The following is a 24,986-nucleotide window of genomic DNA, read 5'->3' as shown; positions in this document are numbered from 1 at the left end:
ATGTTTATTACCTTGAACAAAGAGTGGCGATTTTGTTCAAAAAAGTAAACGTTATTTGATTTTCGGGGCGGCGGGGGGCTTACGGGCGGGCGAAGAGCGGGTCGTCGTGGCGCTGTTCGCCGTCGGCGGGCGCGGGAACGTCTTCGCCGGGGGCGCGCGCGGCGCAGAAGATTTCGCCGAAAAGCTCGTCCTGCGTCACCGTCATCTGCCCGAGGCGCGCGAGCTCGAGGCACGCGAGAAACGTCGTCGCGAGCATCGGAATCGTGATTTTTTCCGGAAGCAGCGACGTGAACGTGAAGGATTTTTCCGTCTTCAGGCGCTCGAGAATGTCGCTCATGCGCGCGGCGATCGTCACGGAATCGTCCTGAATTTCGCCGGGAAGAATGCGCTCCGAAAGGCGTTTGAGGACGAGATTGAAGACATTCCAGAGATCCATTTTCCCGAGCGGCGCGAGCGGGCGTTCTTCGGGCGCGGCGGGCTTTTCGACGATGCGCGGCAGGAAATCCTGCCGTTTTTCGATGAGCCCGGCGATGTAGGCGGCGGAGTCCTTGAGGCGTTTGTACTGGATGAGCTGGCGGATGAGCTGCCAGCGCGGGTCGAGATTTTCGTCCTCGTCCGCGCTCATCTCCGGCTCCGGCGCGTTTTCGCCGGTCGGCAGCAGCATGCGGCTCTTGATGTACATCAGCGTCGCCGCCATGACGAAGAATTCCCCCGCGATCTCGATCTTCATCGCCTCGTTTTTGCGGAGAATCTCCATGTACTGGCGCGTGATCTCGACGATCGGAATGTCGCGGACGTCGATTTCGTTCTTGCGGATGAGAAACAGCAGCAGGTCGAGCGGGCCTTCGAATTTCGAGAGGCGCACGGCGGGAACGTCGTCGGGGAAAAGCCCGTCGCGGAGCGTCTCGGCGCGGAGTTTTTCCGCCGGATCTTCGAAGGGCGTTTCCATCGCGTCAATAGGCGAACAGGCTCAGCGACACGCCGAAGGAGAAGTCGCTTTCGTCGCCGGCGTCCTGGCGGTAGCGCACGTAGTATTCGATGTTCCAGGAATTTCCGAGGCGCTGGCGCAGACCGTAATACTGGTCGGTGAAAATGTTCTTTTCGTCGTCGAAGCGCCAGTCGCCGTAAAACTGGTAATAGGAATTGAGCCGCCAGTCGACGCGCACGGTGTACTGGCGCGCGTGCGTGTCGCAGCCGTAGTAGGCGAGGTCGTCGTTGGCGAGGAAGCGCCCGGAGAGCGTCACGCCCCAGACGTCGCCGTCCGTGAAGCGCACGGACGCGCGGATCGACTTCGAGGAGAAATCGCTCACGTCCATGCGGTGCGTCAGCGAGAAGTTCACCCAGCTCGCCGGCTTCAGCACGAGCTCGGCGAAATTGTCGCTCAGCGTGTCGTCGTCCACGGGGCGGTCCGTCTTGCGGATGTCCTGATAGACGTTGAACTCGGCGAGATCCTTCGAGCCGTAGGACTTGTCGCGTGTCTGGAAAAGGTTTTCGAGGCCGATGCGGAAAATGTGCTCGTCGTAGAGCGTGTCCACGGCGCGGTTGTCGCCGAGGTCGAGAATCGTCGGCGCGTCGCGGTAGATGTCGCGGTCGATTTCGGGAATGCGGGAGCTCTGCGAGGCGACGCCGGGCATGTAGCGGTAGCGGAAAACGGGGCGGCAGACGTGGCGCAGGCCGTCGATGCCCCAGGTCTCGTTGCGGTAGCCGTTCGTTCCCGAAAAGCAGAACTGCAGGTCGAAGCCGATCTGCCCGACGGTGCGCCAGTAATTGTCGTCGGCGTCGGGAACGGCGTTTCCGTAAAACGTGGAGCGGACGCCCGCGACCGGCGTGAAGGTCGCGAAGTCGCCGAACGCGATCGGCGCGTCGAGCCCGTAATAGAAATCCGCGCGGGAGCTTTCGAGGCGGTCGTCCTTGTTCGTCCGGCGCAGGTGATACTGGTCGGAATCCTCTTCGACGAGGCAGGCGTAGGAGGCGCTGAAGCGCTGGCGGACGCCCGTGTTCAGAATCTCCGTCGGCACGAGGTCGAAGCGGATTTCCGGCAGGCGCTGCTGCGTGCTCTGGTAGTCGTTGAGGTGGACGCGCGTGAGCGCGGAAACGTAGTAGTTGTCGCCGGGCAGCACGAACTCGAAATGGCTGTCCGGATTGCGGTTGGCGTCGTAGACGTCCGGGCGGAAATGGCGCGTGACTTCGGAATCGCTCCAGCGGTGAATCGCGGCGGAAATTTCCAGACCGTCGATTTCCTGCTTGTGCGTCCATTCGATGAAGCCGCGCCGACCGCCGATCTCGTTGCGGTAGATGTCGGGTTCGCGGTTCGCGGTGTCGTTGATGTAGCCGGCCTGAAAGTCGCCGAACATCCAGCGCGCGGAATCGGCGTTCCCGCCGCGCGTGTCGTAGGCGAGCGCGGGGCCGACGAGCGGGCCAGAGCGCTCGTAGAAGTCAAGCAGCAGCCCCGGCTCGTAGTCGTCCCAGATCGTGAGGTGCGTCGTCGTGCGCAGATAAAAGCCCGGCGTCGAGGATTCGCCGGAATTCGCCCAGATGCGCACGGGCGGCCGCTCGATGCGCGGCACCGAAAGCGGCGGCAGCGGCAGCACGGGAACGCCCGCGACGCGGAAGATCGACGGGCCCAGGTGCAGCCAGTCCTCCTCGCTGTCGTAGTCGATACGCCCCGCGCCGAAGGAGACCGAGCTCCAGTGCGGCTCGCCGACGTAGGCCTCGGAATCGCGGATGGCGACCGCGGTCGCGTCGCCGCCCGTTCCCGCGGAGATTTCTTCGCCCTTGAAAAAGAAGAAGTCGGCGCCGCCGCGCACGTTCTTCGCGGAGACGGAGCCCGTCTTCTGGTCGTAATCGACGGAATCGGTCACGACGCGCATTGCGTCCATGTCGATCGAGACCGAGCCCGAGGCGCGCGCCGCCTGCGCGTTCGCGTCGTAGGCGAGCTCGTCCGCGTGAATGCCGAGATTTTCGAAATTCAGGTCCGCGTTCTCGTAGCGGATGACGCCGTCCTTGCCGATGGAAAGACGCGTGTAGGTGAGCGGAATGCCCGCTTTCTCCGGCTTCGCTTCGGCGGGCGCGCCCGGGGAGTCCGCGGGTTCCGCCGCCGCGGGCTCTCCGCGTTCGTCGGGCGCCGTTTCCGTCGGCGTTCCCGCGTCCGGCTCGGCGGCGGCTTCGGGTTCAGAAAACGCAAAAAACGTTCCCGCGACGAAAAAGGCGGGAACGATCGCTGCGGCGGCAAGTTGTCTTAGCGTCAACACGGTGCGGAATGCGAAAAAGGAGTGACCGAAAATTTCCGTTAATCCTAACGATTTTGCTGTTCCGCGAAACAAAAAAACGCGACGCGAGCGGCGTGCGCGAGGAAGGTTATGGAGGTGACGAGGTTATGAAGTTGATTGCGTTTCGCTCCGCGAAAGTGTTTTTCGAAATCCTTTCGGCGAAGCCGAGCGCAAAGAACCTCCATAACTTCATAACTCCATCACTTCATCACCTTCCGCGCCCGAAATTGCGTTGCGGGAACGCGCCGGCGCGACCATCATGGCTCGCATGAAAATTCCCCGCCTTTTCGTTCCCGCGGTTCTTTTCGCCGCGCTCGCCGTTCCCGCGTTCGCCGCGCCGCAGTGGAAGCTCGTCTGGGCTGACGAGTTCAACGGCGCGTCGATCAACCCGCGCTACTGGTCGAAGATCGAGCGCGGCAAGCCCGACTGGAAGAACACGATGTCGAGCGATCCGTCGCTTTTCGCCGTGAAGAACGGCAAACTGATTCTGCGCGGCAAGGTCAACCCGAACACGAAGAAGGATCCGTCGCCCTACATCACGGGCGGCATTTCGACGCAGGGGAAATTTTCCTTCCGCTACGGCAAGATCGAAATCCGCGCCAAGCTCGGCTGCGCGCAGGGCGCGTGGCCCGCGCTGTGGATGCTCCCGGAAAAGGGCGGCTGGCCCGACGCCGGCGAAATCGACATCATGGAGCATCTCAACTTCGACGACGTCGCCTACCAGACCGTGCATTCCCGCTACACGTGGACGCTCAAGCGCAACAATCCGCGCCCGGGTTCGACGGGAAAAATCAGGCGCGACGACTTCAACGTCTACGGCGTCGAATGGCATCCGGACAAGCTCGTCTTTCTCATCAACGGCAAGGAGACGTTCACCTATCCGCGCGTTCCCGCCGAGGCGAAGAACGGGCAGTGGCCGTTCGACAAGCCGTTCTACGTTCTCGTGGACATGCAGCTCGGCGGCGGCTGGGTGGAATCCTCCGGCAAGGTCAATCCCGCGCACCTTCCCGTCGAAATGCAGGTCGATTGGGTGCGCGTCTATCGCGACGCGAATCTGAAGACGCGCTGACGCCCGCCGCCTCGTCCCGAAATTTTCCCGCGGATTTTACGGGAGGGCAAGCATCCCGCTTGCCCTCGAAATCCCTTTGCGGGGAAAGGCCTCAGCGGGCGGGAAGGACGGCGTTGATGAAGAGCGTCATGCGCTCCTGGATGTTGCGCGGGTTCGGGTCGGCGAGGACGGAGCGGGCGAGTCTGCGCATGTCCGAGAGCGTGCTGTGGCGCAGGATGTAGCGGATGCGCGGCGCGGAGTTCGCCGTCATGCTCAGCGCGTCCGCGCCGAGGCCGACGAGGAGCGGCGCGAAGACGGAATCGCCCGCGATCTCGCCGCAGACGGTGCAGGGAATCTTCGCCTTGTGCGCCGCCTCGATCGTGCTCGCGATCGCGCGGATGACCGCCGGGTGAAAGGAATCGTAGAGGTGCGAGATCTTTTCGTTCCCGCGGTCCACCGCGAGCATGTACTGGGTGAGGTCGTTCGTGCCGATGCTGAAGAAGTCCGCCTCTTCGGCGAGGTCTTCGGCGATGGCGACGGCGGCGGGCACTTCGATCATCGAGCCGACGGGAATGTTCTCGTCGAAGGGAACGCCGGCGGCGCGCAGCTCGGACTTCGCCTCCTCGAGCACTTCCTTGGCGTTCACGAGTTCGGAGAGCGAGCTGATCATCGGGAACATGATGCGCACGTTTCCGCGCGTGCTCGTGCGGAGAATCGCGCGGAGCTGCTCCTTGAAGATCTCGCGGAACTCGAGACAGAAGCGGATCGCGCGGAAGCCCATGAAGGGATTTTCCTCCGCCGGCATCAGGCCGCTGGCGATGTGCTTGTCGCCGCCGATGTCGAGCGTGCGGATGACGATCTCGGCGTCCGGCGGGAGCGCTTCGACGACGCGGTGGTATTCCTCGTACTGCGCCTCTTCGGGCGGGAAATCGCCCGAGCGCAGGAAGATGCCTTCGGAGCGGAACAGCCCGACGTCGCGCACGTGCGTCTTCCGCATCGTCTCCACGTTCTCCTTGCCGGAGATGTTCGCTTCGATGCGGAAGAAGCTGCCGTCGGCGGTCGTGTCGGGCTTGACGTTCTCTTCCGCGATGAGGGCTTCGAGGCGGGAGCGGCGCAGCGAAATCTGTTCGTAGATGTCGAGCGTCTTCGGGCTCGGATTGACGTAGATGAGCCCGCGGTCGCCGTCCACGAGAATCTCGTCGTCCTGGGCGATGCGCAGCGACGCGTTGCGCAGACCGACGACGGCGGGAATGCCGAGCGAGCGCGCCATGATCGCGGCGTGCGACGTGTGGTTGCCCGTGTCCGTGAGAATGGCGATCACGTGCGAGCGGTCGAACGCGATCGTCTCCGAGGGCGTGAGCTCTTCGGCGACGACGATGCGGTCGCGGAAACGCTCCGGCGAATTGTCCTGCGCGGAGCCGAGGAGATTTTTGAGAACGCGCTGCGCGACGTCGCGGATGTCGGCGACGCGCTCCTTCAGGTAGCTGTCGTCGAGCCCGGAGAAAAATTCGATGTAGCGCGAGGCGACGGAATTGACGCAGTGCTCGGCGTTGAGCTTCGAGCTCTGCATCGCCTTCTTGGTCTCGTCGATGACGGCGGGATCCTCGAGCACGAGCAGGTGCGCGTCGAAAATGTCGCCCCCGGCGCTGCCGGCGCGCTGGCGGACTTCCTCCGAGAGCTTCGCGATCTGTTCGCGCGTCTTGGCGATCGCCCCTTCGAAACGGCGGATTTCCGCCTCCGTGTCTTCGACCTTGTAGCAGGGAATGTCCTCGTTTTTCTGCAGGAAGACGAAGGCTTTGCCGCGGGCGACTCCGGGGGCGCATCCGATGCCCTGGAGACAGTATTCGGTTTTTTCGGGCGAGTCGTTCATGCGTTCAAAGTTAGCCCCGGCGCCGCCCCGGCGCAAGCGCGAACGCGCCGGGCTCACCAGTCCTTTTCGGCGGAGCGGGCTTTGCCGCGGCCGTTGCGCAGAATCGCGCGGCGGCGTTCGGTCTCGTCCTTTTCCATGTCGCGCAGCACGGCTTCCGCCGCGCCCGCGTCGAGTTCGCGCCCTTCTCCCGCTTCCGCGCCGGCGTTCCCGTCCGCGTTTTCCGCGTTCTTTTCGGAAGCGTTCCGCGGCGCGGCGTCGGCGTTCCCGCCTTTTTGTCCGCCGTCTTTTTCGCCGTCCCCGCCGTCGGAGCCGTTCCCGTCGTTTTCCGAATTTTTTGCGGCGGCGTCTTCGAGAATCTTCGCGGCTTCGTCGAGGCTTTCCTCCGCCTTCCCGCCGTTTCCGGCTTCGCGTTCCCGCCGGGCGTCTTCCGTTTTCTCCGCGGCGCGGCGCGCGGCGTTTTCGCGTTTTTCGTCGCCGAGATTTTTCGCCGCGTCTTCGAGCGCGCGCGCGCTTTCGGCGGCGCGTTCCCGCGCGGCGTCGGCCTCGCGCTGAGCTTCGGAATCCGTTCCCGCGCCGCGCTTTCCGGCGTCTTTTCCGTTTTCGTCCCGCCGCGCGTCGCTCCGGTTTTCGTCGCGCTTTTCCTCGTTCGCGCGCCGCTGTTTTTCGGCGGCTTCGCGGGCGTTTCGCGCCGCTTCCTCCTGCCGCTTCTTAAGCTCTTCGAGCTGTTTTTTCAGCTCGGCGAGCCTCTGTTCGTCGTTGAGAAGCAGACGAAAATTTCCCGCCGCGGCCTCGGCGTTCTTCGCGTTTCCGGCGCGCAGCAGGTCGCGGTAGAGCGCCTTCGCGCGGGCGAAATTCTTTTCGGCGGCGGAGACTTTTTCGAGCGCGGCGTCGGGTCCGCTCCGCGCGGCTTCGGCGGCGGACGCGGTCTCGTTCCGCGCTTCGGCGTGAAAGCCGGCGCCGAGGTTCTGCGTCACGGCTTCGCGGAGCCGCGGCGAAATCCCCGGCCGCGCGAGCGCTTCGCGGTAGAGCTCGCGGGAACGCGCGATTTCGCCCGCCTCCTGCGCGCGCAGGGCGTCCGCGCAGAGCGTCTCGGCGGAGGCGTCCGCGGCGGCGGTTTCCGCGGGAACGGGCGCGTCTTCGTCCCGCGCGCCGGCGTCGCGCGTTCCCGCGAGCAGCAGAGCGAGCGCGAAAAACGCGGGCGTCTTCGGCGCGCGCAGCAGCAGCGCGAACGCGGAGGCGCGCAGCCCTTTCGCCGAGCGCGTTTCGCCCGAAATCAGGTAGAGCAGCAGCGCGACGAGCGCGGGAACGAGAAACCATTCGCGGCGCTCGATCGGGACGGCGTGCACGTTTTCCTCCGCCGCGCCGGGCGTGAGGCGGCGCAGCCACGCGGCGGCGGTCTCGTCGCCCATCTCCGTTGCCGCGGAGCGCACGTACACGCCGCCGGTTTCCGCGGCGAGCTCGGCGAGCGGCTTTTCTTCGAGACGCACGGTGACCGTGTTCCCGCCGGAATCCTTGAGGTAGGAGACGTTCCCGTCCGCGTCGCGCAGCGGGATCGGCGCGGCGGCGCTCGGATCGCCGACGCCGACCACGACGACGGGCAGCTTCGCCGCGCGGAGCTTCGCCGCCTCGCGCGCGACGGAGCCGCTCAGCTCGCCGCCGTCGGTGACGAGCACGATCGCGCAGTGGCCGAGATTTTCCGCCGTCTCGAACGCGCCCGCCGCCGTCTTCAGCGCGGCTTCGAGATTCGTGCCGCCGAGCGGAATCGAGCCGATTTCCTGGTCGTCGAGAATCGCGCGGAAGCTCGCGCGGTCGAACGTCAGCGGGCAGGCGAGAAAGGCGTCTCCCGCGAAGGGAACGAGGCCGAGCCGGTCGCCGCGCATGCGCTCGGCGAGCAGCGCCGCGAAGCGCCGCGCGTGCGCGAGCCGGCTCGGGCGCACGTCCTCGCAGAGCATCGATTTGGAGAGGTCGAGCGCGACGACGACGTCTCGCCCCGCGCCGCGGAACGGCACGACCGTCTCGCCCCAGCTCGGGCGCGCCCACGCCGCCGTCGTCAGCGCCGCGCACGCGAGCAGGAGCAGGAAGCGCGCGAAGCGCTTGCCGCGGGAAACGTCCGTGCCGACGGGAACGCCGTCGGGCGCGGAAAAATGCGGAGCGCCCAGGATCGCGCGCAGCGCGCGGCGGCGTCGCGCTTCCGCGAGCGCGTAAAGCGCCGTCAGCGCGGGAACGATCCAGAGCAGGTGATAAAGGCGTTCGGGATGCAGGAAAAAATTCATGGAAAGGCGATGGAAGAGGTTATGAGGTGACGGAGTTATGGAGGTCATGAAGTTGCAGTGCTTTTCGCTTTGCGAAAAAGTTTTTTTGAAAGTCTTTTCGGCGAAGCCGAGCGCAATGAACCTTCATAACCTCCGTCACTTTCATGACCTTCATTACGGAAACCGCGGGAACGCGGCCCGCGAGAGCGCGAATCCGATCAGCAGACACGCGAGCGCGAGCCCCGCGAACGCGTCCGCGCGCTCGTCGTAGAGCGCGACGTGCGGCAGCTCCTCGGATTTTTTTTCGAGCTTGTCGATTTCGGCGAGCGCGGCGCGCATGGCGTCCCGGTCGTCCGCCGCGTAGTAATCGCCGCCCGTGATCTCGGCGATCTTCTTCAGCGCGGCTTCGTCGAAGGCGTTCGGATAATGCACGATGCGCGCGCCCAGAAAGCCGTTCTGCACGACGTAGGCGCGCTCGCCGCCGATGCCGACCGTGTGCACGGTCAGCCCGTAGTCCTTGGCGATGCGCGCCGCCTGCTCGGGCGAGACCTTGTTCTGCGCGGTGTTCGCGCCGTCCGTGAAGAGCACCATGACTTTGCGCTTCGCGTCGGAATCCTTCGTGCGGTTGACGACGGAGACGATCGGCGCGGCGAGTCCCGTGCCTTCGCCGACGGTGTGGAGCTCGAGCGCGGCGACGCGTTTGAGCAGCCACGCGTGGTCGAGCGTCGGCGGGCAGACCGCGAACGCCAGGTCCGCGAACGCGATCAGCCCGATGCGGTCGTTCGGGCGCGCGCGGATGAATTTTTCGAGCTCCTCCTTGCAGACGTCGAGGCGGCGCTTCGTTTCTCCGCGGCGGTGCGCGGCGGCGATTTCCTCGTCCGTGCGCAGCGTCTTCGCGGGATCGAACGCCGCCATCGAGTCCGAAAGATCGACGGCGAGCATGACGTCCGTGCCCTCGGCGCGCCGGCGGATTTCCCCCGCGGAAAAGCGCGGTCCCGCGAGCGCGACGATCAGCAGCGCGCCCGCCGCGGCGTAGAAGAGCGCGGGAACGAGCCGCGCGGGCGAAAGGCGGCGCGTCGGCGTTCCCGCTTCGCGGAAGCGCGCGAGCGAAGGAATCCGCAGCGCGGGCTCGCGTTTCAGAAGCTGGCGCGCGAGGCACGCCGCGAGCGGTACGAGCAGGGCGAGCGCCCAGGGGAACTGCAGTTCAAAGTTTTCCATGGCGGGAGACGGCGCGCGGCGAAGGCTTCGCGGCGGGCGCGGATGCGGATTTTTCGGAGGCGGGCGGCGGCGTCGTCTCGGCGACGAGCGTTCCCGCGCGCGCGATGGCGGCGTCCGTGCGCTCGCGCCCGGCGGCGAGCCCGGCGAATTTCACCAGGTCGGCGGCGTTCAGAAATTCGCGCAGAAAACGCCGTTGCTCCGGCGGGAACGGGCTGTCCGGCTTTTCCATCGAAACGAAGAATTCCTGCGACGTCATCGCGTCGGCGGAAAGCCCGAAGCGCCGCGCGAGATAGCGGCGGACGATGTCCGAAAGGCGCGCGACCGCGGCGACCGAGCCGATGCGCCCGGCGTCGAGTTCGACGCGCAGCGCCGCGAGTTCGCTTTCGGCGCGCGTCCACGGCGGGATTTCCGGAGGCGCGGACGCGCGGCGCCGCCGGCGGCGGAAAACGAAGAACGCGGAGGCTCCGAGCAGGACGGCGGCAGCCGCGCCGAGCGCGAAAAGCGCGCGCGGGAACGCGTCGTCGGCGTCCCCGCCGAATTCCGAGACGAGCGCGAGCGGCGCGTCGGGCGCGCTTTCGGGCAGCACGGCGCGGATCGCGGGCAGCGCGACGGAAACGCGCCGCGCGGCGCCGGAATCCTTCTCCCGCGCTTCGACCGTGAACGAGGCGTCCGCGAAGTCGCCCGCCGCGAGCGGAATCAGCGCGAAGCGCAGACGCGTCCGGCGGAGCGGTCCGAGGCGCGACGTTTCCTGCTCGACGCGATCGGCGGCTTCGAGGCCTTCGGGCAGGGAGAACTCGAGGCGCAGCGCGGGCTCGAGCCCGAAGTGCGTTTCCGCGTCGGCGGAGATTTCCACGGGCGCGCCGACGGGAACGCCGCGCGCCGCGTCCGTCGCCGCGTCGGGCGTGATCCGCGGCGCCGAGACGACGAACGTTCCCGCGCGGATTTCGCGCCGCGCGAGCCAAAAGAGCGTTCCCGAGCCGGCGAGCAGGAGCGTTCCCGCCGCCGCGAGTCCGAGAAAGAAAATTTTTCGTCGAGGAAAGTTCATGGAAGGAGGCGCGTCCGAACGCGCGCGACTTTCAAGCTTAGACGAAAAAGCGTCCCCGCGGCAGTGTTTTTTTTAGCCGCGGCGGCGGGAGACCGCTTTTCGGCGGCGCGGGAATTTCAGACAAATTTTTTCGGCGGGAACGCTGATTACTGCGAAATGCCCGTTTCCTCTTGAATCGGGCGTTTGAAAAGTTTACCTTAAAAACGAATTCATCAATTCAAAATCATCCCTTATGAAAATCAGTAAAACCTTGTTCTTCCTCGCGTCCGTCCTCGCTTCGACGTCGCTTTTCGCTTCCGAGGAAGCCAAACCGGAAACCGCCGCTCCCGCCGCCGAAGCTTCGGCGAACGAAAGCAAGTTCGACTTCATCGAGCAGAACGGTCAGAAGTTCATTCTCGTCGCCTCGCTGCCGACCGCCGCCGCCAACGACGAGTTCACGAAGAACGTCGGCATCATGAATCAGCTGCGCCAGACGCTCATCACCCTGAACGAGCACAAGAAGATCGCGTTCACGGAAGCGGAAAAGACGGCGACCGACGAAAAGATCAACGAGCTCACGGAAGAGCTGAAGAAGGCGGACCAGACGATGGCGAAGGCCTACGGCTATTCCATTTCCCGCGACTACATCCACCTGCCGGTGGAGACGGTGCTTTATCTGAAGCTCACCGACGAGGAGTACGACGCCGCCAAGAAGAATCCCGAAATCAAGGCGGACAAGGATCTGCTCGTGAAGGGCGACGACAAGTTCCAGCGCATTTCCGTGATCGCGCCCGAACGCGCGTGCGCGGAATTCCAGCTCAACGTCCAGAAGATGATCGCGCTGCGCAACCGCCTCGTGCAGATGGACAAGGCGCTCGCGAACATGCCCGAAGGCGCGGAAAAGGACGCGCTCAAGGAAGAGTTCGAAAAGGGCAAGACGGCTCTCGACGAGAACAACAAGAAGATGGTCGAAGCCTACGGCTACTCGGTCGCGCGCAATTACTACATGGAGATCGCCAAGGCGAAGCTCTACGTGAAGGTCAACGAGGAGGAATTCCTCAAGGCGCAGAAGGCCGCCGAGGAAGAGGCGCTGCGCGCCGACGCGAAATCGGCGATCGCGGACGAGGCGAAATGATTTTTTTCTAAAACCCAACCAGACAAAACAGACATGGCAGACAACACAGCCCTCGATTTCATCGAGCAGAACGGTCAGAAGTTCATCCACGTTTCCACGATCAATACAGCCGAGGCGAACACGCAGTTCATTCAGAACGTGCAGCTCGTGCAGCGCCAGCGCCAGATGATGGTCGAGCTCGACCAGCGCGCGAAGACCGCGCTCACGGAAGAAGAACGCAAGGCGGCTCTCGCGAAGATCAAGGAAATCGGCAAGAAGCTCGACGAAAACAACCAGGCGATGGCGAAGGCCTACGGCTACTCGCTGACGCGCGATTACCTGCACCAGGTGCTCAAGACGCGCATCTTCCTCAAGCTCACCGAAGAGGAATACGCGGCGGCGAAGAACGACGCGAACGTTCCCGCGGACCATCTGCTCGTGAAGGGCGACGACAAGTTCCGTCTCATTTCGGAAATTCCGGGCGCGGAAGCGAACGAACAGTTCCGCCACAACGTCCAGGTGATGCACAACCTGCGCCGCCAGCTCGTCGCGTACAAGGATTCCGTCGCGAAGATGCCCGACAGCGAGGAAAAGACGAAGGCGCTCGAAAACGCCAGGACGGCGGAAGAAAACCTCGTCAAGAACAACGACCTGATGATCAAGCAGTACGGCTTCTCGCTCGCGCGCGACTACCTGATGGAGATCGTCGAGTCGAAGCTCTACACGAAGGTGAACGAGGAGGAATTCCTCAAGGCGCAGAAACAGGCGTCCGAAAAGGCTTCCGCGTAAGTCGCGTTTCCTTTTCGCAAAAAGCGTTCCCGCGGTCGATTCCGCGGGAACGCTTTTTTTTTGCGCGCCTCAGGTCTCGGGCGTCCGGTTCTTTCCGCTCACGCGCGGTGGCGTCCGGGCGTCCATTTGGCGTAGCCCGCGGGCGTCGCGGTGTTCACGGCGTCGGGCGCGTCGCCGCGGTCGCGCAGCAGCGAAGGCGTTTCCGCGAAGACCGCGGGATCGGCGCGCAGCAGCGACGGGACGTCCAACGGCGCGCATTCAAGCGGCGGCGCCGAACGGCGATGCGGGAACGCGAAGACCGTTCCCGCGACGGCGGCGGCGAGCTCCGGCGTGCGCGCTTCGCGGAAATCCGGTTCGGGCGCGCCGTCGCGGACGCGCAGCACGTTCCACGCGTTCATGCGCGATTCGGCGACGAGCGTGAAGTCGCGTTCCCGCGGATTCGCGCGCAGCAGCAGCGCCGCCGCGAGGTGCAGACTGCCGAACGCGAGCACGGGAACGCGCGCGCCGAGCGCGAGCCTGCCGCGGATCGCGGCGGCGGCGACGCGGATGCCGAGAATCGAGCCGGGGCCTTCGCAGAAAAGAAAGCCCGCCGCGTCGAGACGCGGGCGGACGCGTTCCGCCGCCGCGAAGACGCCTTCCAGCGCGGGAGCGGCGGACGTCTCGAACGCGCGCCAGGACGCGCCGTCTTCCCCGAGCAGGGCGACGACCGCGCACGCGGGCGAAGAGGCGTCGATGAGCAGAAAATCGCTGAGGTTCATGCGGACGTAGTTTTAAAATGAATACGAAACGCGGAAGCCGCCGAACGCGAAGACGCGGTGATCCGCGGAGGAAAAATCGCGCGTCCGGAACGACTGGAAGAATACGGCGGACCAGCCGCCGAACGAGGCGCCGACGCCGATCGAGGCTTCCGCCGCGAACGGATACGCGCACAGGTCGGAATCGTGGTCGCGGAAAAGCTCGCCGCCGAGCGTCGCGTCGTAGGCGATCGCGTCCGCCTGCAGGTCGGCGAAGACGTAGAGGCTCGCGGGAACGCCGGGCGCGAGCGCGAGCGACGTGCTCTGCCGCATCGGCGCCCAGCCGAAATCGCGCGGCAGACCGTAGCCCCAGCGCGCCTGCGCGCCGCCGGAAAGCTGCGTGCGCACCGTGCCGAGCGAACAGAAGCCGCGCACGATCAGATCCGCCGCGAAGCCTTCGCCGAGCCGACCCGAAAGCATGAAGCGTCCGCGCTGTTCGCAGAGCAGGTTGACGCCGGGCTGGTCCTTCACCTGCGAATCCCAGCCGGAATAGCGGTCCGCGCCGATGATGCGGTGATAGCCGTCCTGGATCTCCTCGCCGAGCGCGGAAGGCCCGACGACGCCGAGCTGCAGCTCCGCGGCGAAGAGCAGACGGTCGTCGCGCGTTTCCGCGAGCCCGGCGGACGCGTAGAGGAACGCGGAGTAGGGATGGTCGTCCTTCGGCGGAGTCTCGACGTAGCGCGCCGCGGGCGTGTACATTTCCTGCCCGACGGAAAAGAAGTAATGCCGCCCGGGCGCGTCGGCGGCGTCGTGCGTATAGGCGAGGCGGCTGTGGTTCGTGTAGTATTTGTCCGACCAATGCCCCCAGAAATCGTTTTCGTCGCAGACGGAAAACGTGTCCGCCCGCGCGGGAACGGCGCAAAGGGTCAGAAACGCGACGAAAGGAATCGCGGAGTCGATTTTCATGCGCACGATGCTACGCGCGCTCCCGCGGGAACGCAAACCCCGTTTCGGGCTTCGCGCCGCGGACGCGCCGCTCAGTTCGCTTCGGCGGGGACGCGGTTCAGGCTGCGCGCCCAGTCGGCGGCGATGCGCTCTCGCGCTTCGAAATCTGCGAACGCATCGCGCGGCATTTCGGACTTCCCGCGGAAAAGCTCGTGAAGCGCGCCTGCTACGCCGACGTTCCCGGCGCGGCGGAAACGCGTCCGCGCGACCTTTCCTTCGTGCTTCACCCGCTCGCGGGCAAGCTGAAGACGCGCGTCCAGGCGTTCGACGAGCTGCTCGCGGAAATGCGCGTTCCCGCGCCCTGCGTCGCCTGGTACGAAGCGATGACGGGCCGCAAGGTCGTCCGCCGCCTCGTCAAAGGCGTCGATTTCTGATTCCCGCCAGCGCCTTTCCTTGCCGAGGCGCGAAGAAAAACCGCGAAGTCAGAGAAGGTTGAAGAAAAGTTATTTAGGGGGAGAGGCGGCATTCCTGCCGCTTCGTCGAAATCCGCCAGAACAAATTTTTCTCCCGCAGATTTCGCAGATTCGCGCAGATTTTTTATCCACGAATTGCACGAATTCCACGAAAAGGAGGGTAACCGTCTCGGTTGCCCTTCGAAATCCTTCTCCCGCCAAGACGTAAAGGCGCGAAGAAAGACCGCGAAGCCAAAGGAGGTTAAAGAAAAGTTTTAAAGGAGAGGCGGCATGACTCCACGCTTCGCTCACCTGCCGCTTCATCGAGCCGCAGACACAAACTTCCCTTTAAGCTTTAACCCTTAAGCTCTAAGCTTTTTTAACCCGCTTGGGGCGAAGACATTCCTGTCTTCGTTCCCGCGGCGGGCGATTTCTCCGCGTGCGAGCTTTCGCCGCGCGACGCTCGCGCGTTCCCGTTTGCGGATTCTGCCTCCAGATTCTCTGCGGGACTGTTCCAAAAGAAACCCCGGGCGAAAGCCCGGGGATGCGCGGAACCGGCGACGAATTGAAAGTCTGCCGGCGTGCCGACGATATGCTCAGAAGCGGAATTTCATGCCGACGCAGAAATACAGCCACGATTGAGCGTCCAGCTCGCCTTCGAATTCTTCGTCGAATTCGGGCGTCGCCGTGGAAGCGAGATAATCTACCGCGAACGCAAGCGAGGCGGTCCCGTCCGGAGCGAGATGAAATTCGAGACCGAGCTCACCGCCGTAAAGCGCGCCAAAGGAAGTCGCCGTTTCTTCGCTCCCGCCGTCTTCGCAGCGGACGCTCAACATGTTCACGCCCAAGCGCGGACCAACGTAAATCGAGGCCGCTTCGCCGAACTTCAGACGGAAGTTCAACCCCGCCGCGAAATTCATGGAATAAAGGTAGAATTCGGCTTTGTTGTAATGATAGTAGTAAGAGCCGTAATCGTAATAGGAGAAACTTCCTTCGCCGTAACCGAATCCGCAAAGTCCGACCAGCTCCACGGAGCCGGAGCGCCCGTCCACGAGCGCGCGCGTGTAGTCGAAGTTGAGACCATAGAGATCGACCTTTTCGGAGACGTTGCTGTAAAGGTCTTCGAGTCCCAACGCGAAAAACGGTTTCACGCCGATGGCGTTGGGGCGATCGAGCGTTCCCGAAACGGACGAAGCGTCGATTTCGTCGTCGTAAACTTTTTCTTGGGCGAAGGCGCACGTCGCCGCGCCCAAGAACGCGAAATTCAGCAATAAATTTTTCATGCTTTTCATGTCTGGTTATTTCGCAGCGGATGATTCGTGCCGAGCCGTCGTTCGTGCACTTGAGTTTTTCTTTTCGGGCTTGAGCTCGTATTTGACGCTTTCGGGGAGCTTCCACATCGCGCCCGTCGCGGGATCGACGATCAGCAAGCCGATGAGCCCGCCGAAAACAATGTTGCCGATGTACCAGCCGTCCATGGACGTGTCCAAAACGGCGGTGCGCGCTTTGCAGCCTTCGTGTTCCAGCTCGATCGTGTAACGCTGCGACTGGAAGAAGCCCGCTCCCGCCGGAAGCGTGATCGTTTCCGGCGTTTCGCCGCGATGTACGACGACCCCGTCGCGGTTCGTTACGGTGAATTCCGCGCCGCTCGGCTTGGAATCGATGGCGACGGGATATTCGCTCTTGCTGACGATGGACGCGCAACCCGCGAGCGCAAAAACGCCGAGAGAAGCGAGTGATTTTGAGATGAGTGCTGATTTTTTCATGATTTGCTTTGGTTGGGAAAAGATTTTCGAATTTCGTTCGCGTTTCGAGATTCGGTTCCGACGGAGTTTTTCGCTTCGACGAATTTTTCGACGAGCTCGAGGATTTTTTTTCGCGGGAGCGTTCCCGAGCTTTTTGAGAAGAGGCGCGGGAAGTTCGAGAAGAATCTGTTGAGACGAATCCGACATTGATAATTTAAGTTTGAAACATGGATAATTTATGTCAACGAAAAATTTGCATCCGGGCCTTTTCGCCTTAACTTAGCCCACCTAAGTGATTAGCGTTCCCGTAATGAAAAACAAAAAAGTCCTCCTCACGCTTACGCCGGAGCTGGCGGAGAAGTTTTCGGCGTTCGCGCGGGAAAACGGCTATTCGGGGATTTGCGATTTGGTGCGGCGCATGGTCGCGGAGCATCTGCGTTCCCGCGGCGTCGCGGTTTCGGAGGAGGAGATCCGCGTCGTGCAGGGCAAGCGCAACGACCTGGCGCGGAAGTCGTCCGGCTCCGCGAAGAAAGCTTAAAGGGACGTTTGCGCAGGCGGATTTCGAGGAAACGTCAGGCAAGCGACGCGTGAATCCGTCCCGCGTTCCCGAAATCTTCCGCTCAGTTCGCGTCGGCGGGGACGCGGTTCAGGCTGCGCGCCCAGTCGGCGGCGATGCGCGCGGCTTCGCGCAGCACGACGTCGTATTCGGGATCTTCCTTTTCCTCCGCGTCGGCGTTTTTTCCGGACTGCGGCAGCAGCTTCGAGCCGCGGCGCTTCGAGAGCGAAAAGCCCTTCGTCTTCGCGTCGTCGCCGCTTTTTTCCGCTTCGACGGCGGAATCGAGCCGGATTTCCTCGGAGCGGAAATCGTTCTCGGCGAAAGCCTCGTATTCGTCGCGGATCGTCCTGACGAACGCCTTGTCGGCGGCGCGCCGTTCGATGCGTTCCCGGATGTCGAGCGGGACGGTCCTGTCCTTTTCGGCGCGTTCCCACCACGAGATCGCGCGCCCGTGCGTGACGAACTCGGGCAGCTCCGCCTGGCGGCGGCGGCTTGCGTCGTCGAGCGCGGCGATGAGCTCCGGCGAGACGGGCGCGGCGAGCCAGCCCGGCTGCGGGCGGCTTTCGTCGAGCACGGAGGGAATCGAGTCCCACGGGAGCGGGTTGTCCAGGTCGCTTTCCGAGATCGGGAACACGCTGTACACGGTCGGCACGCGGATGTCCGCCGCGACGCCCTTGAGCTGGATCGAATCGCCCGAAGGCGCGTACCACTTGCTGCGCGTGATCTTGATGGACGCCTTCTGCGCCTCGTCGTCCACAAGGTAGCTGAACGGGACGATTTCCTGCACGGAGCCCTTGCCGTGCGTCTGCGCGTCGCCGACGATGACGGCGCGGCGGTTGTCGCGCAGCGCGCCGGCGACGATCTCGCTCGCGCTCGCGCTCGCCTTGGAGACGAGCACGACCAGCGGGCCGTTCCATTCCGGAAGCGTCGTCGTGAAGATGTGCTTCGCCGCGTCGAAGAGCGTCTTGCGCCCCGTCCGCAGCACGTTCGCGTCGCTGCCCGCCGCGCCGCGCACCTGCAGCACGGGCTCGCCGGAGCCGACGAAGAGCTCCGTCAGATCGACGGCTTCGTTGAGATAGCCGCCGCCGTTGTCGCGGAGGTCAAGCACGATCGCGCCCGCGCCCGCGCCCTTGAGCTTGCCGAGCAGCTCCTTTACGTCTTCGGTCGTGCTGAACGCCTGCGCGTCGGTGCGGTCTTTGCCGTAGAAGGCGGGCAGATTGATGACGCCGACGGGAACGTCCGCCGCGGGAGCCGCCGCGTCCGCCGTTTCGGCGGGAACGCTGATGAGCTTCGCGGTCGCGAGCTGTTCGGTCAGCTTCACCTCGTCGCGGACGAGGGAAATGTATTTGCGGTCGCCGTGATCGCTGCCGGATTCGACGAGCAGGCGCACCGTCTCGCCTTTCTTCCCGCGCAGCATCCGCACGATGCGGTTGAGGCGCATGCCGACGACGTCCGTCAGCGCGACGGAATCGTCCGTTCCCGAGCCGACGGCGATGATGCGGTCGCCCACGGAGAATTTGCCGGAGCGGTCCACGGGCCCGCCGGGAATGATTTCGCGCACCGTGCAGTAGCCTTCGTCGTCGTAGAGCACGGCGCCGATGCCGCAGAGCGAATTGCGCATCGAAATCTGAAAGTCCTCCATCGACTCCTTCGGGAAGAACGTCGTGTGCGGATCGAACTGCGCGGTGAGCGCGTTGAGGAACATCTCTTCGATTTCCCAGGGCTCGAGCACGAGATTCTTGCGGAACTTTTCGTAGCGCTTCGCGATTTTTTCGCAGGCGGCGCGCACGGCGGCTTCGGAAAGGTCGGGCTCGGCGTCCTCGCCGGCTTCGTCCGCCGCGTCTTCGCCGCCGGATTTTCCGCCGCCGATCAGTTCGTTGATGAGGTCGTTCGTGAGGCGTTTTTCCCAGAACGCGTCCAGCTCGGCGTCGGTCGCGCACCAGGGCTCGTCCTTGCGGTTGAGTTTCAGCGAATCGCCGTTCGCGAGGTCGAAGCCGCGCGCGAGGCGTTCCCGCGCCCGGTCCACGCGCTCGGCGACGCGCTTTTCGAAAATCTCGTAAATCCCGAAGGCGGCGGTCATGCTGCCGTTCTTCAGATAGTCGGGCAGGACTTTTTCGAAGCGCGCGCACGCCAGCTTGTAGTCGCTCTGCAGGAAGAAGCTGCGCGAAGGATCGAGCTGCGCGAAGAAGTTTCTGATGACCTGCCGCATGTCCGTCGCGTCCGTCTTCTTCTGCGAAATGTGGAAACGGTCGAGACAGAAGCGCGTGAGGCGGACGTCGTCCTGCATCTCCCGCGTCGTCGTGTAGCGCGGCGTCTCGGGGGCGGGCGCGGCGACCGTCGGCGCGACGGGCGGCGTTCCCGCGTCGGCGGCGAGCGCGAAGGCGGGAACGAAGAGCAGCGCGGAAAGCGCGAGACGGCGTGAAAGCGTGCGGGAGAGTTTCATGGCGGGAATGCGTTGAAAGCGGCGCGGCGGCGGGGTTTTCGTCGGATTATTTTTTCTTGCCCTTGCGCGGAGCGGCGCCGGCGGCCGTTCCCGCCGCGTTCGGCGCGGCGCCTTCGGGTTCGACGATCGCGTCGGCGAGCCCGTAGGCGATCGCCTCCTGCGCGTTCAGGTAAAAGTCGCGGTCGGTGTCGCGCGTGATCTTTTCGAGCGGCTGGCCCGACGCCGCGGCGAGAATGCGGTTCAGCTCGTCGCGCGTGCGCTCCATCTCCTGCGCCTGGATGTGGATGTCCACCGCCGGCCCCTGAAACTGCCCCATGATCAGCGGCTGGTGAATCATCACCTGCGCGTGCGGGTACAGGAAGCGGTTGCCCTTCGCGGGAGCGCTCAGCAGAATCGAGCCCATCGACGCCGCCATGCCCGTGACGACGACCTTCACCGGCGAGGAGATGAGCTTGATCGTGTCGTAGATCGCCATGCCCGCCGTGATCGAGCCGCCCGGCGTGTTGATGTAGAACGTGATTGGCTCGCCCGGCGCGATCGCTTCGAGGTAGAGCAGTTTTTCAGTGACGTCGCGCGCCGAAGCGTCTTCGACCGCGCCCCAAAGAAAGATTTTACGCTGCTTCAGAAATTCCTTCTGAATCTGGACCGAAATCGGCGTCGCCTCGGTCGGTTTCTGTTCGTCGTTGTCGCACATAATGAACTCCCATTTTGCAGAATTTATGCCACTTTTAAAACGGAAAAACCGCCGCCGCGCGGACGCGGTTCTTCCCGCAAAAAAACGTTCCCGCGCATCGCGACGCGGGAACGACAACACACACTATGAAAAACGAAAACTTATTTGCGGCGGCGACGACGCGTTCCCGCCAGCGCGAGCGCGCCCAAACCCGCCAACAGCCCGAACGCCGACGGCTCGGGAATGGTGACGTTGAAGCTCGCCTTCGGCGTTCCGGTGCCGAGCGCTTCATTGGTTCCTTTGTACAAAACTCCTCCCGAGGTCTTTTCGTTGTAAATCAGACCGACCGTGGCGATCGTCGCGGAGGAAAAGTCCGTGGTGTTTTTGTATTCGTTCCCGACGAAGGTAGAGGACGTCAGCGTGGAGGAAGTCGTCAGATTGTTGAACGCTGCCTGCCCCGCATAAAACACGGCGGTGTAGAGCGTGTTTTTTTCGAGCGTGAGACCGTTGGTCCCGAAAGTGAAGGTGGTGGGAGAGTTCACGCTGGAGGTTGTATTCGATACGTTCCCGTCGGTTTTCCAGTCCGAGCCGCCGACGAATGTCCACAACGTGCTGCTGTCTTCCGCGGCACCTTTCGAATAAATCGCGATTCCGAGCCCGTTGGAGTTGTTCATTTTGTACCACGTGTTGGCGCCGTAAAGAGAAATGCTGTTCAGCGTCAGCGTCGAAGGCAGTTCGATGATGCCGGAACTTTCGGGAAGAGAAAGCCAATTGCCCTTGGCGAGCGAAAGACTGAAGTCGAAGCCTCTGAAGCCAGCCTGCTTGTACGTCGTTCCCGTGGAAGAAAAATCGACGTCCTGCGTTTCCGCGTTCGCGAAAGCCGTTCCCGCGGCGAGGAGAGCGGCAACTGTGATGATTGTGGTGTTTTTCATAAGCATTTCAGATTGTATGTTGAATTGTGGAGGCATTATCCCCGGTTTCCGAAACCGAGGCAAGCCCGAAATTTTGATTACGGAAAACACGGAAGGACACGGAAATTTTTCGGGCAAGCTCTCGCGGGAACGCAAAATTCCCCCGCAAAGACGCCAAGACGCAAAGAGTTTTAAAGAAGTGACGCCGTTTTCAAGGGAACGCCGTCCGAAATTTGCGGGAATTCGCGCCGATTCGCGGTTAAAAACTTCCTTTGACTTCGCGGTCAAAGCCTTCGCGTTCTTTGCGTTAAAAATCAGACTTATATTTATTTGTCGTGTAAAACATGATGAATAAAGGGATGAACGGCGTTTCCCCCTCGGTTTCGGAAACCGCGGGGTCGGGAACGCGCGCGGGGTCGGGGGTTGCGGCGCTTTCGCGCATGTGTTTTCATGGGGCGCATGGAAAGTTTTTCCGAGGATTTCCGTGCGCGTTTCGCGGGCGTCGCCCGACTTTACGGGAGCGAGGCGTTCGCGAAGCTCGCGCGCGCCCGCGTCTGTCTGGTCGGGCTCGGCGGCGTCGGTTCGTGGGCGTGCGAGGCGCTCGCGCGCAGCGGGGTGCGCGATCTGACGCTCGCGGACATGGACGAAATCCAGATCACGAACACGAACCGACAGCTTCACGCGCTGGACGGCGCGTACGGGCGCGCCAAGGCGGAGGCGCTCGCCGAGCGCGTCCGCGCGATCAGCCCGGAATGCGCGGTTTTCGTGGAGAAGATTTTTCTCACGCGGGATTCCGCTCCCGCGTTTTTTGCGGAGCGCCGCGGGCGTTTCGACCTTGTCGCGGACGCGATCGACGGCGCGGCGAACAAGGCGGCGCTGATCGCGGCGTGCGTCGCGGCGGGAACGCTGGTCGTCTCTTCCGGCGGCTGCGCGGGCAAGCTCGACGGGACGCGCGTCGAAGTCGGCGACCTCGCGGACGCGGAAGGCGACGCGCTGCTGAAATTCGTCCGCCGCGAGCTGCGTTCCCGCCACGGTTTTCCGAAAGGCGGGACGAAGCTCGGCGTTCCCGTCGTGTTTTCGCGGGAGCTTTCGCGCGGGCCCGCTCCGCTCGACGCCGCCGCGTTCCCGCAGATGATTTCTCCCGCCGGCGGGCGTCCGCGCCCGGGCACGGCGGCGTTCGTCACCGGCGCCTTCGGGCTCGCGCTCGCGCAGCTCGTCGTCGAAAAAATCATTTCCTCAAACGCATCATGAAGATTTCGCTCAAGGATTTCCGCCACGTCGTCTGGGACTGGAACGGCACGCTGCTCGACGACCTGTGGCTGTGCATGGAGTCGCTCGACCTGCTGCTCGCGAAGATCGGCAGGCCGCCGATCGACGTCGCGACCTACCAGCGCATTTTCAGTTTCCCGGTGATCGACGTCTATCGCGCGCTCGGCTTCGACACGTCGCGCACGGCGTTCGAGGCGATGAGCGTCGAGTTCATGGCGCACTACGAGTCGAAGCGCCTCGAATGCACGCTGCAGAAAGGCGCGCGCCGTTTCATTCACGCCGTGCACGCGCGCGGGATCACGCAGTCCGTGCTTTCCGCCTATCGCCACGACTACCTCACGACGATCATCGCCGAGCACGATCTCGAAAAATATTTCGTTCGGCTGAGCGGGAACGACGACATTTTCGCGCACGACAAATCCTACCGCGCGCCCGGACACCTGCAGAAAATCGGCCTTCCCGCGGAATACGTGCTCTACGTCGGCGACACGCTGCACGACGTCGAAACCGCGCGCGCGATGGGCGTGCGGTGCGTGCTCATCGACCACGGCGGGCACGCGCACCAGTCGCGGGAACGGCTGCTCGCCGCCGGCGTTCCCGTCATCCGCGACTACGAAGAGCTGCTCTCCTGAACCGCGCGGCGTGCCCGCTCCCGCTCTCACGATTTTTCTTTCCCGTCATGTTCTGGCAAAACGTTCCCATTCACATTCTGGACTTCGAGGGCTCCGCCGTTTCCGGCATCGTCGAATACGGCTTCGCGACGCTGCTCGGGGGCAAGGTCATCGACGCGCGCACGCGGCTCTGCGGCGTCTCCGCGCCGATCCCGGCGGACGAGTCGGACGTCCACGGCATCTTCGACGAAGACGTCGCGGGGCTCGCGCCCGTGGAAAACGACTGGAACGTCTTTTCCGGGCTGCGCCGCAGCGGGCTTTTCGGTTCGCACCACGCGCCGGCGGAAATCGGCATGCTCGCGACGGTGTGGAGCGTTCCCGGGAAAGTGCCGGATTTTTCCATCGTCGGCAATCCGCCCGTGAACTCGTGGGGACCGTGGATCGACACCTGCCGCATCGCCAAGACGTGGTTCCCGCACGAGCGTTCGCACAAGCTCGGCACGCTCGTCGAGCGCTTCGAAATCGGCGAGCGCGTCGAGGCGACCGCGCGCCGCTTCTGCCCGAAAAACCGCGCCCGCTACCATTGCGCGCTCTACGACGCGATCGCCGCCGCGGAGCTGCTCGTGAACATGTGCGAGCACCCGGCGTTCGCGCGCGCGGAAATTCTCGACCTCGTCGCCGCGAGCACGAGCGCGAAGAAATTCCGCGACCACCTCCAGGGCGAGTTCGACTTCTTCTCCTGACGGGAGCGTTCCCGCGGTCCGCGAAAAAAAGCGTTCCCGCGAAACGACGGCTTCGCGGGAACGCTTCGGCGCGGTCGGAACCGCGGGCTTATTTGAAGAGATTTTTGAATTTCTCCATCCAAGATTCGGAGATCGGCTTTTCCTTGTCGCCGCAGGATTCGGAGAAGGCCTGGAGCTTTTCCTTCTGCTCGGAGGAAAGATTCTTCGGCACGTCGATTTCGATGCGCACGAATTCGTCGCCCTTGGAGCCGCCGCGCAGATTGGGCATGCCCATGCCGCGCAGCCGGAAAGTCGTGCCGTTCTGCGTTCCCGCGGGAATCTTCAGATCCGCGCGCCCCGTGAGCGTCGGGACGGCGAGCGTGCCGCCGAGCGCCGCGAGCGTGAACTTGATCGGAATCGTGCAGAAAAGGTTGTCGCCCTCGCGCTCGAAGAGCTCGTGCTCCTTGACGTGAATGACGAGGTAGAGGTCGCCGTATTCGCCGCCGTTCGGACCGGCTTCGCCGTCGCCGGAAGAGCGCAGACGCGTTCCCGTGGCGACGCCCGGCGGGATGCGCTTGACGAGCGTGCGCGCCTCGACTTCGAGCCCCGAACCGTTGCATTTCGCGCAGGGCTTTTCGATGACTTTGCCCGTGCCGCGGCAGGTCGGGCAGGGCTGCTGCATCTGGAAGAATCCGGAGCGGCGGATGACCTGGCCGCGCCCCTTGCAGGTCGGGCAGGTCTTGCGGCTCGTGCCGGGCTCGGCGCCCGTTCCCTTGCAGGCGGAACAATGGGTGTGGCGCTTGTATTTGATCGTCTTTTCGACGCCGCGCGCGGCCTCTTCGAGCGTGATTTCGAGGTCGAAGCGCAGGTCGTTCCCGCGGTTGTCCTCTTCGTCCGCTCCCGCGCCGCCGCCGAAGAAGCTCTCGAAGATGCCGCCTCCGCCGCCCATGCCGCCGAAAAATTCGCGGAACACGTCGCTCGCGTCGCGGAATCCCGCGCCGCCCATTCCGCCCATGCCTCCCATGCCGCCGTTTTCGAACGCGGCGGGGCCGTACTGGTCGTAGGTCGCGCGCTTTTGCGGGTCGGAAAGCACCTCGTAGGCGTTGGAGACTTTCTTGAACATCTCCTCCGCCTCCTTGTTGCCCGGATTGCGGTCCGGGTGGTACTTCATCGCCTGCTTGCGGTAGGCTTTCTTGATTTCGTCGGCGGTCGCGGTTTTCTCGACGCCGAGCAGCTTGTAAAAATCTTCGGACATTTTTGAAAGGTTAAAGGCTGAAAGAATGGTGGACGGAAGCCGGTGACGGGTGACCGGAGATTACCGGAAAACTTGTTTTCAGAAAG

Annotated in this window: 23 protein-coding genes; 9 read left to right on the top strand and 14 right to left on the bottom strand. The window is 63.8% G+C overall.

What is annotated here, in order from left to right:
* Positions 1 to 79: 79 nt before the first annotated feature.
* Positions 80 to 949: a segregation and condensation protein A gene (locus ACQREB_RS03780; RefSeq protein ID WP_427765469.1), complete on the bottom strand. Its 870-nt coding sequence runs from the start codon at positions 947 to 949 to the stop codon at positions 80 to 82.
* Between the two features lie 4 nt (positions 950 to 953).
* Positions 954 to 3,251 (bottom strand): LPS-assembly protein LptD, encoded by a 2,298-nt coding sequence (locus tag ACQREB_RS03775; RefSeq protein WP_427765466.1) that lies wholly within the window; start codon positions 3,249 to 3,251, stop codon positions 954 to 956.
* A gap of 286 nt (positions 3,252 to 3,537) precedes the next feature.
* Between ACQREB_RS03775 and ACQREB_RS03770 the strand changes: the two genes are divergently transcribed.
* Positions 3,538 to 4,338, top strand: coding sequence for a glycoside hydrolase family 16 protein (locus tag ACQREB_RS03770; RefSeq protein WP_427765464.1), 801 nt, complete (start codon positions 3,538 to 3,540; stop codon positions 4,336 to 4,338).
* Between the two features lie 91 nt (positions 4,339 to 4,429).
* Here the strand turns inward: ACQREB_RS03770 and ptsP are convergent, their stop codons facing one another.
* From ptsP to ACQREB_RS03750, 4 genes are all read right to left on the bottom strand, one after another.
* Positions 4,430 to 6,187, bottom strand: a complete 1,758-nt coding sequence (gene ptsP / locus ACQREB_RS03765; protein WP_427765462.1) for a phosphoenolpyruvate--protein phosphotransferase — start codon at positions 6,185 to 6,187, stop codon at positions 4,430 to 4,432.
* A gap of 53 nt (positions 6,188 to 6,240) precedes the next feature.
* Positions 6,241 to 8,460, bottom strand: a complete 2,220-nt coding sequence (locus tag ACQREB_RS03760) for a VWA domain-containing protein (RefSeq protein ID WP_427765459.1) — start codon at positions 8,458 to 8,460, stop codon at positions 6,241 to 6,243.
* A gap of 153 nt (positions 8,461 to 8,613) precedes the next feature.
* Positions 8,614 to 9,657 carry a VWA domain-containing protein gene (locus ACQREB_RS03755; protein WP_427765457.1) on the bottom strand — a complete coding sequence of 348 codons (1,044 nt, stop codon included), beginning with the start codon at positions 9,655 to 9,657 and terminating at the stop codon, positions 8,614 to 8,616.
* Complete coding sequence (locus ACQREB_RS03750; RefSeq protein WP_427765454.1) at positions 9,644 to 10,702, bottom strand: hypothetical protein; 1,059 nt, start codon at positions 10,700 to 10,702, stop codon at positions 9,644 to 9,646. Before ACQREB_RS03750 ends, ACQREB_RS03755 begins: the two co-directional genes overlap by 14 nt.
* 232 nt (positions 10,703 to 10,934) lie before the next feature.
* Here ACQREB_RS03750 and ACQREB_RS03745 point away from each other — a divergent pair, with 232 nt between their 5' ends.
* Together ACQREB_RS03745 and ACQREB_RS03740 are read left to right on the top strand one after the other, a co-directional pair.
* Positions 10,935 to 11,816 carry a hypothetical protein gene (locus ACQREB_RS03745; RefSeq protein ID WP_427765452.1) on the top strand — a complete coding sequence of 294 codons (882 nt, stop codon included), beginning with the start codon at positions 10,935 to 10,937 and terminating at the stop codon, positions 11,814 to 11,816.
* A gap of 33 nt (positions 11,817 to 11,849) precedes the next feature.
* Positions 11,850 to 12,584, top strand: coding sequence for a hypothetical protein (locus ACQREB_RS03740; protein WP_427765450.1), 735 nt, complete (start codon positions 11,850 to 11,852; stop codon positions 12,582 to 12,584).
* A gap of 98 nt (positions 12,585 to 12,682) precedes the next feature.
* On the opposite strand, the gene ACQREB_RS03735 is transcribed toward ACQREB_RS03740, so the two are convergent.
* Together ACQREB_RS03735 and ACQREB_RS03730 are read right to left on the bottom strand one after the other, a co-directional pair.
* Positions 12,683 to 13,342: a hypothetical protein gene (locus ACQREB_RS03735; protein WP_427765447.1), complete on the bottom strand. Its 660-nt coding sequence runs from the start codon at positions 13,340 to 13,342 to the stop codon at positions 12,683 to 12,685.
* Positions 13,343 to 13,354: 12 nt separating this feature from the next.
* The gene (locus ACQREB_RS03730; protein ID WP_427765445.1) at positions 13,355 to 14,284 is read right to left on the bottom strand and encodes a lipid A deacylase LpxR family protein; all 930 of its coding nucleotides are present in this window, start codon (positions 14,282 to 14,284) and stop codon (positions 13,355 to 13,357) included.
* Between the two features lie 191 nt (positions 14,285 to 14,475).
* On the opposite strand from ACQREB_RS03730, the gene ACQREB_RS03725 reads away from it, so the two are divergent.
* Entirely contained in the window at positions 14,476 to 14,697 is a 222-nt protein-coding gene (locus ACQREB_RS03725) for a hypothetical protein (protein WP_427765442.1), read from the top strand.
* Between the two features lie 614 nt (positions 14,698 to 15,311).
* Here ACQREB_RS03725 and ACQREB_RS03720 read toward each other — a convergent pair.
* Together ACQREB_RS03720 and ACQREB_RS03715 are read right to left on the bottom strand one after the other, a co-directional pair.
* Positions 15,312 to 15,998: a hypothetical protein gene (locus ACQREB_RS03720; protein ID WP_427765440.1), complete on the bottom strand. Its 687-nt coding sequence runs from the start codon at positions 15,996 to 15,998 to the stop codon at positions 15,312 to 15,314.
* A gap of 15 nt (positions 15,999 to 16,013) precedes the next feature.
* Positions 16,014 to 16,481: a hypothetical protein gene (locus ACQREB_RS03715; RefSeq protein WP_427765438.1), complete on the bottom strand. Its 468-nt coding sequence runs from the start codon at positions 16,479 to 16,481 to the stop codon at positions 16,014 to 16,016.
* A gap of 289 nt (positions 16,482 to 16,770) precedes the next feature.
* Here ACQREB_RS03715 and ACQREB_RS03710 point away from each other — a divergent pair, with 289 nt between their 5' ends.
* Positions 16,771 to 16,998, top strand: coding sequence for a hypothetical protein (locus tag ACQREB_RS03710; RefSeq protein ID WP_427765435.1), 228 nt, complete (start codon positions 16,771 to 16,773; stop codon positions 16,996 to 16,998).
* Between the two features lie 82 nt (positions 16,999 to 17,080).
* Here the strand turns inward: ACQREB_RS03710 and ACQREB_RS03705 are convergent, their stop codons facing one another.
* The 3 genes from ACQREB_RS03705 to ACQREB_RS03695 all read right to left on the bottom strand — a co-directional run bounded on the left by ACQREB_RS03705 (position 17,081) and on the right by ACQREB_RS03695 (position 21,064).
* A complete protein-coding gene (locus ACQREB_RS03705; RefSeq protein WP_427765432.1) occupies positions 17,081 to 19,459 on the bottom strand; it encodes a carboxy terminal-processing peptidase in 2,379 nt (792 codons plus the stop codon).
* Positions 19,460 to 19,505: 46 nt separating this feature from the next.
* Positions 19,506 to 20,153: a ClpP family protease gene (locus ACQREB_RS03700; protein WP_427765430.1), complete on the bottom strand. Its 648-nt coding sequence runs from the start codon at positions 20,151 to 20,153 to the stop codon at positions 19,506 to 19,508.
* 140 nt (positions 20,154 to 20,293) lie between these two features.
* Positions 20,294 to 21,064, bottom strand: a complete 771-nt coding sequence (locus tag ACQREB_RS03695; protein ID WP_427765427.1) for a PEP-CTERM sorting domain-containing protein — start codon at positions 21,062 to 21,064, stop codon at positions 20,294 to 20,296.
* Positions 21,065 to 21,080: 16 nt separating this feature from the next.
* Between ACQREB_RS03695 and ACQREB_RS03690 the strand changes: the two genes are divergently transcribed.
* The 4 genes from ACQREB_RS03690 (at position 21,081) to ACQREB_RS03675 (ending at position 23,666) form a co-directional block, all read left to right on the top strand.
* Complete coding sequence (locus ACQREB_RS03690; RefSeq protein WP_427765425.1) at positions 21,081 to 21,398, top strand: hypothetical protein; 318 nt, start codon at positions 21,081 to 21,083, stop codon at positions 21,396 to 21,398.
* A gap of 104 nt (positions 21,399 to 21,502) precedes the next feature.
* Positions 21,503 to 22,294 (top strand): tRNA threonylcarbamoyladenosine dehydratase, encoded by a 792-nt coding sequence (locus tag ACQREB_RS03685; RefSeq protein ID WP_427765423.1) that lies wholly within the window; start codon positions 21,503 to 21,505, stop codon positions 22,292 to 22,294.
* A complete protein-coding gene (locus ACQREB_RS03680) occupies positions 22,291 to 22,944 on the top strand; it encodes an HAD family hydrolase (protein ID WP_427765420.1) in 654 nt (217 codons plus the stop codon). The genes ACQREB_RS03685 and ACQREB_RS03680 overlap by 4 nt, the downstream gene beginning before the upstream one ends.
* A 47-nt stretch (positions 22,945 to 22,991) precedes the next feature.
* Complete coding sequence (locus ACQREB_RS03675) at positions 22,992 to 23,666, top strand: 3'-5' exonuclease (RefSeq protein WP_427765418.1); 675 nt, start codon at positions 22,992 to 22,994, stop codon at positions 23,664 to 23,666.
* 88 nt (positions 23,667 to 23,754) lie between these two features.
* Here ACQREB_RS03675 and dnaJ read toward each other — a convergent pair whose 3' ends face one another.
* Entirely contained in the window at positions 23,755 to 24,900 is a 1,146-nt protein-coding gene (gene dnaJ / locus ACQREB_RS03670; RefSeq protein WP_427765415.1) for a molecular chaperone DnaJ, read from the bottom strand.
* Positions 24,901 to 24,986 lie beyond the last annotated feature (86 nt).

The sequence above is a fragment of the Candidatus Spyradosoma sp. SGI.093 genome (assembly GCF_050314555.1).
GTDB lineage: Bacteria > Verrucomicrobiota > Verrucomicrobiia > Opitutales > UBA953 > Spyradosoma.
The sequence above is the reverse complement of the archived record's forward strand: the minus strand, read 5'-3'. Positions and strand labels throughout refer to the sequence as shown.